Genomic DNA, 12,953 nt, shown 5'->3' on the forward strand with positions numbered 1-12,953 from the left:
GTTGAACTGACCATGACGCAACCTAACCAAACTCAGTATCACCTTGAGCTTATCTTGGCGATTTACAACCTTATTCCTTACAATAAGAAAGTCACCGCCAGGCAAATTCAAGCTCAACTGTCCCCGCTTGGTTTAGAGCGCTCCTTGCGTACTATCCAACGTAATCTGTCCGCTATCTGTGCCATGTTTCCCAATGTAATGGTGGATGATAGAGACAAACCCTTTGGTTACCAAAAAACCGAAACTCTGAAGATGAGCACGACGGCTCACGAAGCGGTATTGATCTATTGGCTCATCGAGTCAACCAAGCATCATCTGCCTAGCAGCCTTGCTCCACTCTTAGATGACCTCCTTTCGAACATAACTCCTGAAGACATCAATAACATTCAAAATCATTGGTCATCCAAAGTTCCTATCACAGCCCCAACCCCATTGAGTAAACACGCTCAAGTCGATATCCAAATTTTTCAGATTGTATGTCTAGCGACACTTCAACAACGTCTTATCTCATTAAAGATAAACAAAAGAGACGGCACTCTACGCCTAACTAACGTTCAACCAATAAGTCTCGTACTCCATCACGGCAGCCCTTATCTCGTTTGGCGTACACACACGCATACCAAGTTGAACACCTTACTTCTTAGCAACATCCAGGAGGCCACCATGTCGAGCTTTCGCTTTGAGCTTCAAACAGATGCGACTCTGCTCTCGTCTGAAGTTAAAGAGCTGTTTGATATCGCTGACTCTCATCTTGAATTAAACAAAATAGTACCCTCTAAAACTTATTATGGAGAAATAGAATGAACCTATCTAAACCCCTACTTACCATCGCTCTCTTTACTATTCCTTTCGCCTTAATCGGATGTGGCGGCTCTTCTGGCGGGCGTGACAATAACGACTCAGGGCAATCATATCAATTTGGTGGTGCAGTACAGAAAGGTCCTCTACAACCTGGTTCAGTCGTCACCGCCTATGAACTTAACCAAGACTTAGAAAAGACCGACATCTCTTACACCACTCAAATAGAGGACTATGAAGGTAATTACAACATGAATGAGCGATTCAATACGCCTTATGTCGAGCTCGTTGCACAGGGGAATTACTTTAATGAGCTGACAGGAAAAAGTGATGAGCAGATGCGCATGAGCGCTTTTGTCGATATGAACGCAACGACACAAGTGAACTTCAATGTTGCTACAGCGGCCATGAAAGCAAGTATCATGGCAAAGGTACAAGCCGGACAGACCTTTGAGGAGGCGGTGCATGAGGCGACCACTGAGCTGCTAAGCCTTTACAGTTATGATCCTGAGCAATGGGCAGATGGCATTAATTTCTATAACGTCAACCTTTCTAACGCTGGCGATACCAGCACTGTGCTACTCGTGATCTCTGCAAGTACTTTAACTATGGCAACCGAAAACGGACTCACGTTAGAGCAACAAATCGAGAAAATTGGTCAGGTATTGTTAGAGCCTAACTCCGTTCAGTTTGAAGAAATGAAACAAGCTCTGACCAAGTACAGCCTAGCACTGTACAAAACAGCAGCTTACGAGAACACTCAGAAGTACTACGCAGACAACGGTCTAGACTTTGATATTCCACACGTAGATTACTTTATCGATGTTGATGGTGACGGCGTGTTACCTAACAAAGATTTACCTGTGTTTGCTTACACTGGCGGTGTTAATATCGGCTCTGATGAAATCGGAGGACTACGTCCAGCTGGTGCATGGGCTATCGACTACCAAGGTCGTCCTATGACATTCGAAGTTATTGGTGAATTCCAGCACGGTGAAATCGCATCAATTGAATACACTGATACTGGCGTTAGTATTTGGTATCGTCTAACGGATGTAGACTTTGAAGGTCAGTCATTTGAAGACTGCGTTACGGTTAATACAGTAAAGCCTGCACCTGCTAACTTTCCATGGAAGGCATGTGTAACTCTAACCAAATAGTAATCTTCAGCAGATCGAAAAAATAGGAGGCCTAGCTTCCTATTTTTTGTCAGACTCCCAATGTCATTATGGAGCACAACGAAGCGTATTCAGAAATAATACATGAATAACTAAGTACGTGAGACGGCATTTACACTGACACAGACGTAGGGTCCTGAGAACGGATATCATTAACACTACTGATGTTATCGAGGCCAATTTACCAACAGTGCATGACCGTACCACCGAATGCTGCGTGCTTATTTAGCATACCCCGAATGGCAAGTTGAACCTAAGAGACCATATGCTTCTCCAGTTATCTCTACACTTATAATCAATCTATAGAGCAATCACGTTTCGAAATACTAAACAGATGAGCAGATTAATATTAACTTTCATCCCTGACTCGTTCCAAAGCAACGTTTTCCTTCACCATAATGCTTCGTTCTATTTTTGGCAAAGTAACTGAGTCTTGTAAAGAGGGTCTGGTATTTATTCTCGAAGTCGTATTTATTTTGGTCTAAGTAGTGCGTACCTTTATAAAAAAGTTGAACCAACCTATCTGCATTATCAACATACTCTCCTAGTGCACTATTCCATGCATCCATAATAAGTCTTGCTAAACTTTCTTCATTATCTCTATAACCGCTACTCCAATATCTATCTTTATTAAAAAACAGGACAAGGTGATAGTGGTCATTTGTAGATTTATTCCTTTCCCTACACCAAACATACCGTAGGTGACATGGATATACCCTTTTCCCACTCGCTTTCATTCTTTTTTCTTGCGCTTTTATTTTTGCCTTCAAGGATTCAAAGAATCGTTTAATGATATTTTTTTGATTAAATGTATTGTTCAAAATCTCATCTCTGAAAAGTATGTCTTTTTCACTGTCAGAAACAGGAAGTCTCAGATCCAGTCTTAACGCATGAACTCTCTTATAGTCTTTTAATACTTTAGACATGGTTAATATAATACGATCTAGATAGTGTGTATTGAGTTGTTCGACCGGATAAAGAACCTCTAAACCTTTGTAAGTATAAGTCATCATTCATTCTCTTTGGTATTCATCCAAAGATATGAATTACTGTGTTATTTAATACATGGTATTTAAGGAGAGCATACCAACTCTACTGAGGTAGAGTGTGTAGGATATAAGTACTTAGTTAAGTGAGTATGTACGGTTAACTATATATTTAATTATGTATATTAACCATACCAACATATCTAGTAAGCGTTAATTCTAAGCCCCCTGTACAACACATGCGAAAGAGCTACTCTGAAGTTAGCTACAACCATGAATGATTAGTGACAATCAACTTTTAACTTACATCACTGAAAAAACTACATTGTAGTTATGAAAGATAAAGGCTGAGCCAGATTGAAACTACATTGTAGTAAATGTAAGATACTAGCTGCTAAAAATTACTATTTAAGAGGGTTTAATTATGGAAGATTACGATGTAATAATTAAAGATAAAAAGATGGGAAAGTTCTATGCTAACCAGCTATCAACACATGGTATTAGAGCAGTATGGGAAGAATCATTAAGTATTAAAGAAAATGAAAGTATAATAAATGCAGCTCTTAAATCATATTCATTTGAAGATTGCAAAAGGATTGTCGGGAAAATAGAAGAAAAATACAATTCAACTTTATACATAAAAAATGAAATACGAAAAAATGAAAGATTTTGTAATTTTTCATGGTTTTACATTCAAAAAAAACTATCCGGAAAACTATCATTAAATCCAAATGGAAGCAGTTTTAAAGAAAGAGTAGACTGGGTAACATCATATATAAGAAAGGTAAATAGAAGCAAACATAGCCATATTGAACTAGAGAGGGGTATTGTAAGAAAGTGGTATTTATCACTTGATAAAACTGAGATCATTTCATGGTTGAAAGATGATGAAGAAAAAATAAAGTGGGCATGGAGCTACATACTTAAACATGAGCCTTTGATTATTAAATACATTTGGAATAATAAAAACTCAACGCAAGACCTGAAAGATTTCATTATCGCTTTTTTTGATGCAATTGAAGAGAACAAAAGAGAAATCACTATTAAAAGGATAAAAAAGGCATGGGATCAAAAGAAGTTTAGAGATAAAGTTCAATCTAAAAAGCAATATTGTATAAACTTATCTGAAAGCAGCAATGAAAAACTTAAAGCTATATCAATTTCAAAAAACATGAAAAGAAATAAAGTTATAGAATCACTCATAAATAATGAATACTTAAGGCTATAGGAACCTCGCTGTATTGCTTTTAATGCTCATATTAGTTTACTTAATCGTCTCCTATTTGATTTAAGTTAATAGTGTACATAAAAATTTATGTCTATACTGGGCACATTGGTTACTAGCACGAAATTTCCATGAAACAATCTCTACAGATCTGGCTTGAAGCCGCTCGTCCAAAAACATTACCTCTGGCATTGGTCTCTATCTTAACAGGTAGCGTGCTCGCCTACTCGGCGGGTCATTTCTCACTGACGATTGCCATCATGGCTTTCGTAACCGCGACATTGCTGCAAATTCTGTCCAACCTGGCAAACGACTATGGCGATTCCGTTCAAGGTACAGATAACGACAAACGCCTCGGCCCATTACGAGCGATGCAGTCTGGCGCGGTAAGTGCGAAACAGATGAAACACGCGATTATCTTTAACATCGTTCTGACCGCAATCTCAGGCTTGGTGTTAGTTTTCTATTCACTAAGTTCACTGGAAAGCATTGTCACTTTTATCGGGCTGGGAATTTTGGCCATTCTCGCAGCCATTGCTTATACCATGGGTAGCAAACCATACGGTTACGTGGGGCTTGGCGATATATCAGTGTTCTTGTTTTTTGGTTTACTCGGCGTATCCGGTACCTACTTCTTGCATACCGGTCACGTAGACACCACGCTATTCTTACCTGCTTTAGGCTGCGGTTTACTCGCCGTTGCAGTACTCAATATCAACAATATGCGTGATATAGAGAACGACCGAGAGTGTGGTAAACGCACGGTGGCGGTACGCTTAGGTCAACGTAAAGCCAAACAGTACCACTTTATTTTACTTGGCGGAGCTATCCTTGCCTTTGCGGCTTACTTGTTAATTCAAGACAAACCCATTTGGATTAGCTTGCCATTCTTACTTAGTATTTATTTCGTGGCCGATCATGGTAAAGCGGTTTGGCATACACAAAAGCCTGCTCAAATAGCACCAATGATGCCAGTCATCGTGAAATGCTCTCTAGTCACCAACGTTTTGTTTGCAACAATTGTGGTAGCTCAAACTCTAGTAAGTTAAAAAAGGATTGTCATTGCATTGACTTAATGCCTAGATATACTCAAAGACAACCAATTTCTGTTTAGAAAGGTACGCTATGGAATACAATACCTCAGCACTCTGTGATATCTACCTCGATCAGGTAGATGTGGTTGAACCAATGTTCAGTAACTTTGGCGGTCGCGCTTCATTTGCCGGGCAAATCACCACCATCAAGTGTTTTGAAGATAATTCGTTGATCCGCGAGACATTAGAGCAAGATGGACTTGGTCGCGTTTTGTTAATTGACGGTGGCGGTTCCCTACGTAAAGCCCTTATCGATGCAGAAATCGCAACCATTGCGGAAGAAAACGAGTGGGAAGGCATTGTCGTTTACGGCTGTGTTCGTGAAGTAGATGAACTTGAAGATATGAACTTAGGCATTCAAGCCCTCGCTTCTATTCCTGTTGGAGCGACAAGTCAGGGTATTGGCGAATTGGATGTACCAGTCAACTTTGGCGGCGTTAGCTTCCTTCCAGAAGATTACATTTATGCTGATAGCACCGGAATTATCCTGTCGCCTGAACCATTGAATATTGATTTAGGGTTGGATGAAGAAGCATAACGAGTCTTAGGCGCCTAAGTTATAGGGCCTTCTCTTGGCTCTTAGCGCCTAGCCTTGTCTTAACATTTTCTACTTCCCTAAAACACAAACACCCGCTTAACGCGGGTGTTTTTAACTTGGAATGAAGAAGCCGAATTATTCCACTTCGTCCATTTTGCCAAGTAGTGCACGAATGCGCTCTTGCCATTGTGCGTGCTCTTGCTGTGCTTGTTGTGCTTTTTGCTCTAGCTCTTCACGTTGAGAGCGAAGCTCGTTCGCTTCTTCCGCAAGTTTAGCTTTATCTTCTTTCAGCTCTTCGACTTCCATCTGAAGAAGAGTGATTGTGTCAACTGCAGTTTGAATTTTAGATTCTAGTTGTTCTAGTACTTCAAAAGACATCTTGGCCTACCTATGTTATTCCGTTGGGACGATGTGCGAGATTGATGCACACCTAACCTATATAAGGTTCATTCTACTCAGCGTCGCGATGAGAAACACTCACTATATTCGATATTTTGCATCATTCGGTCAAAAAATCAGCGCAATCTCACTAAACGCTGACTTTTCTTGTCGCCGAAGCATTTTTGAGCAAGGATTTTGCGTCCCGCTACGCTGAAAATCGTCCTAAGTATTGATCAAATTCAAGTTAGATAAAGTAAAAGCCTCGCAAAAAGGCAAACGTTTACTCGACCTTGTGATAGAATCGCCGCGCAAATTCTTCTTCCCTCTTGCTTACTTGGAGACATCATGAAACGCGATTTAGCAATGGCATTTTCCCGTGTGACTGAAGGTGCAGCTCTGGCTGGTTACAAATGGCTTGGCCGTGGCGATAAAAACGCAGCCGATGGCGCAGCTGTTGAAGTTATGCGCACGCTACTGAACAAAACAGATATCAGTGGTGAAATTGTCATTGGTGAGGGTGAAATCGATGATGCGCCAATGCTGTACATTGGTGAGCAAGTGGGTATTGGTGGTGATGAAGTAGATATTGCAGTCGACCCGATTGAAGGAACGCGTATGACGGCAATGGGACAATCGAACGCACTAGCCGTACTTGCCGCAGGTGAGAAAGGCAGCTTTCTTAAAGCGCCAGATATGTACATGGAAAAACTGGTTGTTGGCCCTGGTGCAAAAGGCGTAATTGACTTAGAAAAGCCGTTAAAAGACAACCTAGAGAACGTAGCAAAAGCCCTGAACAAGCCACTTGATACCCTAGTCGTTATTACCCTTGCGAAACCTCGCCACGATAACGTTATTGCAGAAATGCAAGCAATGGGCGTGCGTGTCTTTGCGGTGCCTGATGGTGACGTGGCTGCCTCTATTCTGACTTGTATGCCAGACAGTGAAGTGGACATGATGTACTGTATTGGTGGCGCGCCAGAAGGGGTAGTATCAGCAGCGGTAATTCGAGCGCTAGACGGTGATATGCACGGTCGCCTGCTTCCTCGTCACGAAGTAAAAGGCGATACTGAAGAAAACCGCATTTACGGCGCAGATGAACTAAAACGCTGCGATGAAATGGGCGTAAAAGCGAATGTTGTCCTCAAAATGGAAGACATGGCTCGTAGCGACAATGTGGTATTTTCAGCTACAGGCATCACTAAAGGTGACTTGCTGGAAGGTATCTCTCGTCAAGGCAATATTGCAACCACAGAAACGCTGCTCGTGCGCGGTCGATGCCGAACTATTCGCCGCATTAAGTCGACTCACTACCTAGATCGTAAAGATCCAGAAGTGCGTGATATTATTCTTTAAGCATTTCTCGAGGCTCTCGCTCAATCTGAGTTTGAGCCTTTCTTTCCGCACAACGGGCAATAGATTCTGAATCACACTCGTTCCTCGCTGTTCAGAATGACGGAGACTTTAATAAGCTCTAAATCAAAAGAACTCGTCATTCTAGCGAGACTAAAAATCTAGTAGTAACAAGCTCCTATTCTTTCCTGGTCACCTTAACCACTGCTCAACCAGAAGATAGATTCTGAATCACCTTATTCCTCGCTGTTCAGAATGACGGCTACCATAGCAAGCTCTAAATCGAAAAAACTCGTCATTCTAGCGAGCTCCAGCGAGACTAAGAATCTGGTAACAGCAACCCCCTATTCTTCCTGCTCGCCTTAACCACTACACAGCCGGGCAATAGATTCTGAATCACACTCGTTCCTCGCCGTTCAGAATGACGACATATATTGGCTCATATGAACATAGCCCCTACAAATCCACACTCAAATTAAGTCAACACTTTTCTTTACTAACCCTATCGCGCATAATATGTACTGACGTATAAATGGTGGGTATATGAAGACCGTAGATAGGATATTGCAAATCGTTAAGCGTGATGGCTCCGTCACTGCAAAACAACTCTCTTCTGAGCTAGGTATGACAACCATGGGGGCTCGTCAGCACCTGCAAAGTTTAGAAGATGATGGCATTCTTTCTATCCATGACGTAAAAGTAAAAGTTGGTCGCCCTGCTCGTCATTGGTCTCTCACTCAAAAAGGTCATGAGCAATTTGCTGACCGTCACGGTGAGTTGACCATTCAGTTTATAGAAGCTGTCGAACATATCTTTGGCAAAGATGGACTGGAAAAAGTCACATCAGAGAGGGAAAAACTCACGTTACAAAGTTATCGTCAGCATCTTGAGCAATGCGACTCTCTGCAAAGCAAACTAGAAACACTCGTCACATTAAGAGAGCAAGAAGGCTATATGGCTGAACTCGAGAAAGATGAGAACGGATTTATCTTAATCGAAAATCACTGTCCGATTTGTAAAGCCGCAACTCGCTGCCCAAGCTTGTGCCAATCAGAATTAAGTGTCTTTCAGTCTTTACTTGGACGTGACACCAAAGTAGAGCGTACCGAACACATCATTAGTGGCCAAAGACGCTGCGTTTACCGCATCCAACAACTGCAGTAACCACCACAACCAAATATCGACATGCCGCACTTATTCAATCTCAAGCTTGAAAGCTTCTCTTATAAGTGAGACGGCTGAAGAATTCATTCTCTCTCCTCTTTCTAGTGGTATAGGCTTTTAGTAACTAAAAGCAATTTCCATAAGGATTTGGAGAGCATCGATGTCTACTCTACGTCATATCCCATCCCAAACGCTTCCTCCATTCGATGAAATGGTTCGAATGGCAGAGCGAGACCCAAAAGCTTTTGAGCAATTTCGTCATGAGATGGCGAAAGAGATGATCGAAAGCGCATCAGAAGATATGAAAGAAAGATTGTGGGCTCAACAAAGCCACATTGATAGAGTCATCAGCACGTGTAAAAACCCTCATCACACCAATGTGGTATTGATGAACGAGTTGCGAAAACAGGTCGTAAAGTTCAAAGCAGCGCTAGAAGGGGAAGCGGCACCGACACAAAAAGCGGATGTGGTTAGCTTAAATGCGTTTAAAGATAGGGATGATTTTTACTGATACTCAATAGATAGATCGAGAAAGTTAGGGTTCGTTTCTCTTACCAAGGCTAACTTCCACTCACGCTTCCACTGCTTGAGCTGCTTTTCTCGGTTTATAGCATTAGCCATATCGTCGAATAACTCAAAGTAAACGAGCTTATGAACGTTGTATTTCTTGGTAAACCCTTCCACTACTCCATTTTCATGTTGCCATATTCTTTGGGGCAGCTGACTGGTAACACCTATGTAGAGAACGGCGTTGTTATTTGACGTTAGGATATAAACGCAAGGTGTCTTATCGATGATTCATTCTCCTTCATTATTCGCTGTTACTTTTCCATTGTAATTCGCAAGCTCAGGCAGTTTATTTCAAACTCGGAGCGCTCTATGCGTAGATTCTGAATCACACTCGTCCCTCGCTGTTCAGAATGATGATGACTTTAACAGCCTCCAAACCAAAAAGGATCGTCATTCTAGCGAGCCTTAGCGAGACTAAAAATCTCGTAACAGCAAGCTCCTATTCTTTCCCGCTCAGCTTAGCCACTGTTCAACCGGATGATAGATTCTGAATCACACTCGTTCCTCTTTGTTCAGAATGACGATGACTTTAAGAGCCTCTAAATAAAAAGAGTTCGTCATTCTAGCGAGCCTCAGCGAGACTAAGAATTTAGTAACAGCAAGCTCCTATTCTTTCCCGCTCAGCTTAAACACTGCTCAAGCGGACGATAGATTCTGAATCACGCTCGTTCCTCGTTGTTCAGAATGACGGTGACTTTAATAAGCTCTATGTCAAAAGAGTTCGTCATTCTAGCGAGCCTTAGCGAGACTAAGGATCTGGTATCAACAAGCTCCTACTCTTTCACACTCAGCTTAACCACTGCTCAACCGGATGATAGATTCTGAATCACCTCGTTCCTCGCAGTTCAGAATGACGATGACTTTAACAACCTCTAAACCAAAGGGGAGCGTCATTCTAGCGAGCCTTGGCGAGACTAAGGATCTGGTAACAGCAAGCTCCTATTCTTTTGCTCTCACCTTAGCCACTGCTCAACCGGATGATAGATTCTGGACCACGCTCATTCCTCGCTGTTCAGAATGACAGTGGCTTTAAGAGCCTCTAAATCAAAAGAGTCCGTCATTCTAGCGAGCCTTAGCGAGACTAAGGATCTGGTAACAGCAAACTCCTACTCTTTCACACACAGCTTAACCAGGGCTCAAGCGGACGATATATTCTGAATCACACTCGTCCCTCGTTGTTCAGAATGACGATGACTTTAACAACCTCTAAACCAAAGGGGAGCGTCATTCTAGCGAGCCTTGGCGAGACTAAGGATCTGGTAACAGCAAGCTCCTATTCTTTTGCTCTCACCTTAGCCACTGCTCAACCGGATGATAGATTCTGGACCACGCTCATTCCTCGCTGTTCAGAATGACAGTGGCTTTAAGAGCCTCTAAATCAAAAGAGTCCGTCATTCTAGCGAGCCTCAGCGAGACTAAGAATCTAGTAACAGCAAGCTCCTATTCTTTCCCGCTCACCTAAACCACCGTACAATCGGATGATAGATTCTGAATCACACTCGTTCCTCGCTGTTCAGAATGACAGTGGCTTTAACAGTCTCTAAATCAAAAGAGTTTGTCATTCTAGCGAGCCTTAGCGCGACTAAGAATCTACTTTCAGCACGCACGATACTTGAAGCAATTACTCCGGCTCAGGGCCATATTGGTTTGGTCCTGATGTTCCCTTTAAGAAACCACATTCAATTAGAATCCATAAACCACAAATCAGAGAAATGGAAGCAACGAACATCTGTGGGGTCGACGGCTCTTGTGCGACAGGGCTGGTCATTGGCGTAGCGATTCGTCCGATAATCAGCGGAATATTCAGTGCTAGCCAATAGATTGATTTGTTGCGATCATGCCAACGCTTGGTGGTGATCGCCAAATCAGGGATTAACAAAATCACCAAGAAAATAGGGAGAAGTAAATAGGAGAAAGTAGGAAATAGCTTACTGATTCCAGTACCAAAACCTAGAATAGAGACATAGTAAATGACGTTCCAAATCCAGTAGGTTTTACGGTTTATACGTCCTTGAAAAGAAAACAGTAACTCTTTAGTCGACATCAAATTTTACCCCAAAATAGAAAGGTTATAGATTAGCCGAGTCGATCTGGTTTGGAAAGTACACCTGCAGTGTAAGCACCAACAGCGCCGTTATAACAAGCAGAGCGAGACTAAGCTCAAGCAACGATAAACGCTCGATAAGGCCTATTAGCTTTCAGCTTCCTTGCATCTCACGATGCTTAACGCTGCCCGCTACTCTCAAGAAAATCGGTTCAACCTAATTCACTACCTTCTGGAAGCTGTCTACGTCCATGTCTCGGATATTGACCGTCAAGCTGTGCACGTGACTGGCTTGCTCTTGAAGTGTCGCCATCAAGGCTCGTGACAGTTCTCGCTTCTGCTCTTGGGAACGGCCAGATAGCAAATCAAAGTTGATATGGATAAAGTCGAGGCTATCGCCCTCTTCCCCAATCAACCAATTGTGGCACCTGAGCGTTCTAGATTTCACTGACGCGAGCTCAAAAAGACCACTCTCTAACGCCGTTTTATGTGAATCCTCCAGCAATCCCTGAATGTTGACGCGTTCTTCCACCGAGTTTGAATACTCTAAAACGAGATTTGGCATTTTGATTCCTTTCTACAACTATTAATTCCAGCGCGTAGTAATACCAATCTCAGCAGCAATTTCCGAGGAATGAACTATCATTCTGTCTACGTGATCACCAATCGATTGCTTTTGACAAAAATAACAGAATCGATGCTTGGTCGAATCAGTAAAGAAAGCCGGACAAGACATGACGCCAATCATGATCTGTTCACATTATTCTGTTATATTCCTACGTAGATTTTTTACATTAATTGACTATTTACATTAAAGATAAGGGAGATTTTCCTATGCGTCGTCCTGTAGTGATGGGTAACTGGAAACTAAACGGCAGCAAAGCAATGGTAACTGAGCTGCTAACTGGTCTTAACGCTGAGCTTGAAGGCGTTGAAGGTGTTGACGTAGCAGTCGCTCCACCAGCACTTTACATCGACCTAGCAGAGCGAGTAATCGCTGAAGGCGGTAACAAGATCATCCTAGGTGCTCAAAACACTGACCTAAACAACAGCGGTGCGTTCACTGGCGATATGTCTCCAGAAATGCTGAAAGATTTCGGTGCTACTCACATCATCATCGGTCACTCAGAGCGTCGTGAATACCACAACGAATCTGACGAGTTTATCGCGAAGAAATTCAACTTCCTAAAAGAAAACGGCCTAACTCCTGTTTTCTGTATCGGTGAATCTGAAGCGCAAAACGAAGCTGGCGAAACTGAAGCAGTATGTGCACGTCAAATCAACGCAGTTATCGACACTTACGGTGTTGAAGCTCTAAACGGCGCAATCATCGCTTACGAACCAATCTGGGCTATCGGTACTGGTAAAGCAGCAACAGCTGAAGATGCACAACGTATCCACGCTTCTATCCGCGCTCTAATCGCAGCGAAAGACGAAGCAGTTGCAGCACAAGTAATCATCCAATACGGTGGTTCTGTTAAGCCAGAAAACGCTGAAGCTTACTTCTCGCAACCAGACATCGACGGTGCTCTAGTTGGCGGCGCCTCTCTAGACGCGAAAAGCTTCGCAGCAATCGCTAAAGCAGCGGCTAAAGCAAAAGCTTAATCTCGTTTTTACTCAGAGTA

Annotated in this window: 14 protein-coding genes; 9 read left to right on the top strand and 5 right to left on the bottom strand. The window is 42.5% G+C overall.

The annotated features are described in order from the left end of the window. The first annotated feature begins 12 nt into the window (after window positions 1-12). Window positions 13-804 carry a helix-turn-helix transcriptional regulator gene (locus R7H07_RS13055; RefSeq protein WP_242539587.1) on the top strand — a complete coding sequence of 264 codons (792 nt, stop codon included), beginning with the start codon at window positions 13-15 and terminating at the stop codon, window positions 802-804. After that, entirely contained in the window at window positions 801-1,958 is a 1,158-nt protein-coding gene (locus R7H07_RS13060; RefSeq protein ID WP_017633430.1) for a hypothetical protein, read from the top strand. The genes R7H07_RS13055 and R7H07_RS13060 overlap by 4 nt, the downstream gene beginning before the upstream one ends. A gap of 374 nt (window positions 1,959-2,332) precedes the next feature. Here the strand turns inward: R7H07_RS13060 and R7H07_RS13065 are convergent, their stop codons facing one another. Next, window positions 2,333-2,989 (bottom strand): inovirus Gp2 family protein, encoded by a 657-nt coding sequence (locus tag R7H07_RS13065; RefSeq protein ID WP_206959343.1) that lies wholly within the window; start codon window positions 2,987-2,989, stop codon window positions 2,333-2,335. 397 nt (window positions 2,990-3,386) lie between these two features. On the opposite strand from R7H07_RS13065, the gene R7H07_RS13070 reads away from it, so the two are divergent. The 3 genes from R7H07_RS13070 to rraA all read left to right on the top strand — a co-directional run bounded on the left by R7H07_RS13070 (window position 3,387) and on the right by rraA (window position 5,819). Continuing rightward, complete coding sequence (locus R7H07_RS13070) at window positions 3,387-4,190, top strand: hypothetical protein (RefSeq protein WP_206959346.1); 804 nt, start codon at window positions 3,387-3,389, stop codon at window positions 4,188-4,190. Window positions 4,191-4,318: 128 nt separating this feature from the next. Then, complete coding sequence (locus R7H07_RS13075) at window positions 4,319-5,236, top strand: 1,4-dihydroxy-2-naphthoate polyprenyltransferase (protein ID WP_206959348.1); 918 nt, start codon at window positions 4,319-4,321, stop codon at window positions 5,234-5,236. Between the two features lie 76 nt (window positions 5,237-5,312). Further along, on the top strand, window positions 5,313-5,819 hold the full coding sequence (rraA, locus tag R7H07_RS13080) for a ribonuclease E activity regulator RraA (RefSeq protein WP_206959356.1): 507 nt from the start codon (window positions 5,313-5,315) through the stop codon (window positions 5,817-5,819). 135 nt (window positions 5,820-5,954) lie between these two features. Here the strand turns inward: rraA and zapB are convergent, their stop codons facing one another. Further along, on the bottom strand, window positions 5,955-6,197 hold the full coding sequence (zapB, locus tag R7H07_RS13085) for a cell division protein ZapB (RefSeq protein WP_005379536.1): 243 nt from the start codon (window positions 6,195-6,197) through the stop codon (window positions 5,955-5,957). A 348-nt stretch (window positions 6,198-6,545) separates the two neighbouring features. On the opposite strand from zapB, the gene glpX reads away from it, so the two are divergent. The 3 genes from glpX to R7H07_RS13100 all read left to right on the top strand — a co-directional run bounded on the left by glpX (window position 6,546) and on the right by R7H07_RS13100 (window position 9,225). Then, window positions 6,546-7,553, top strand: a complete 1,008-nt coding sequence (gene glpX / locus R7H07_RS13090) for a class II fructose-bisphosphatase (protein ID WP_206959365.1) — start codon at window positions 6,546-6,548, stop codon at window positions 7,551-7,553. A gap of 540 nt (window positions 7,554-8,093) precedes the next feature. Continuing rightward, the gene (locus R7H07_RS13095) at window positions 8,094-8,714 is read left to right on the top strand and encodes a helix-turn-helix transcriptional regulator (protein ID WP_005379532.1); all 621 of its coding nucleotides are present in this window, start codon (window positions 8,094-8,096) and stop codon (window positions 8,712-8,714) included. Window positions 8,715-8,874: 160 nt separating this feature from the next. Then, on the top strand, window positions 8,875-9,225 hold the full coding sequence (locus R7H07_RS13100; RefSeq protein WP_206959366.1) for a DUF3135 domain-containing protein: 351 nt from the start codon (window positions 8,875-8,877) through the stop codon (window positions 9,223-9,225). Here R7H07_RS13100 and R7H07_RS13105 read toward each other — a convergent pair. The 3 genes from R7H07_RS13105 to R7H07_RS13115 all read right to left on the bottom strand — a co-directional run bounded on the left by R7H07_RS13105 (window position 9,219) and on the right by R7H07_RS13115 (window position 11,893). Further along, window positions 9,219-9,512, bottom strand: a complete 294-nt coding sequence (locus tag R7H07_RS13105) for a GIY-YIG nuclease family protein (protein WP_409574664.1) — start codon at window positions 9,510-9,512, stop codon at window positions 9,219-9,221. The genes R7H07_RS13100 and R7H07_RS13105 overlap by 7 nt on opposite strands. 1,393 nt (window positions 9,513-10,905) lie before the next feature. After that, window positions 10,906-11,328 carry a DUF805 domain-containing protein gene (locus R7H07_RS13110; protein WP_206959368.1) on the bottom strand — a complete coding sequence of 141 codons (423 nt, stop codon included), beginning with the start codon at window positions 11,326-11,328 and terminating at the stop codon, window positions 10,906-10,908. Window positions 11,329-11,545: 217 nt separating this feature from the next. Further along, complete coding sequence (locus R7H07_RS13115) at window positions 11,546-11,893, bottom strand: 5-carboxymethyl-2-hydroxymuconate Delta-isomerase (RefSeq protein ID WP_206959370.1); 348 nt, start codon at window positions 11,891-11,893, stop codon at window positions 11,546-11,548. A gap of 269 nt (window positions 11,894-12,162) precedes the next feature. Between R7H07_RS13115 and tpiA the strand changes: the two genes are divergently transcribed. After that, window positions 12,163-12,933, top strand: coding sequence for a triose-phosphate isomerase (gene tpiA / locus R7H07_RS13120; RefSeq protein WP_005384863.1), 771 nt, complete (start codon window positions 12,163-12,165; stop codon window positions 12,931-12,933). The last annotated feature ends 20 nt before the right edge of the window (window positions 12,934-12,953 follow it).

This window comes from Vibrio sp. Vb1127, from assembly GCF_033338735.1.
In the GTDB taxonomy this organism is placed as follows: Bacteria; Pseudomonadota; Gammaproteobacteria; order Enterobacterales; family Vibrionaceae; genus Vibrio; species Vibrio alginolyticus.

What these genes read in the sequence shown, in the direction of transcription:
- R7H07_RS13115 (WP_206959370.1), bottom strand. Translation starts at nt 11,893, where the DNA reads ATGCCAAATCTCGTTTTAGAGTATTCAAACTCGGTGGAAGAACGCGTC.
- R7H07_RS13110 (WP_206959368.1), bottom strand. Translation starts at nt 11,328, where the DNA reads ATGTCGACTAAAGAGTTACTGTTTTCTTTTCAAGGACGTATAAACCGT.
- rraA (WP_206959356.1), top strand. Translation starts at nt 5,313, where the DNA reads ATGGAATACAATACCTCAGCACTCTGTGATATCTACCTCGATCAGGTA.
- glpX (WP_206959365.1), top strand. Translation starts at nt 6,546, where the DNA reads ATGAAACGCGATTTAGCAATGGCATTTTCCCGTGTGACTGAAGGTGCA.
- R7H07_RS13100 (WP_206959366.1), top strand. Translation starts at nt 8,875, where the DNA reads ATGTCTACTCTACGTCATATCCCATCCCAAACGCTTCCTCCATTCGAT.
- R7H07_RS13055 (WP_242539587.1), top strand. Translation starts at nt 13, where the DNA reads ATGACGCAACCTAACCAAACTCAGTATCACCTTGAGCTTATCTTGGCG.
- R7H07_RS13060 (WP_017633430.1), top strand. Translation starts at nt 801, where the DNA reads ATGAACCTATCTAAACCCCTACTTACCATCGCTCTCTTTACTATTCCT.
- R7H07_RS13065 (WP_206959343.1), bottom strand. Translation starts at nt 2,989, where the DNA reads ATGATGACTTATACTTACAAAGGTTTAGAGGTTCTTTATCCGGTCGAA.
- zapB (WP_005379536.1), bottom strand. Translation starts at nt 6,197, where the DNA reads ATGTCTTTTGAAGTACTAGAACAACTAGAATCTAAAATTCAAACTGCA.
- tpiA (WP_005384863.1), top strand. Translation starts at nt 12,163, where the DNA reads ATGCGTCGTCCTGTAGTGATGGGTAACTGGAAACTAAACGGCAGCAAA.
- R7H07_RS13070 (WP_206959346.1), top strand. Translation starts at nt 3,387, where the DNA reads ATGGAAGATTACGATGTAATAATTAAAGATAAAAAGATGGGAAAGTTC.
- R7H07_RS13075 (WP_206959348.1), top strand. Translation starts at nt 4,319, where the DNA reads ATGAAACAATCTCTACAGATCTGGCTTGAAGCCGCTCGTCCAAAAACA.
- R7H07_RS13095 (WP_005379532.1), top strand. Translation starts at nt 8,094, where the DNA reads ATGAAGACCGTAGATAGGATATTGCAAATCGTTAAGCGTGATGGCTCC.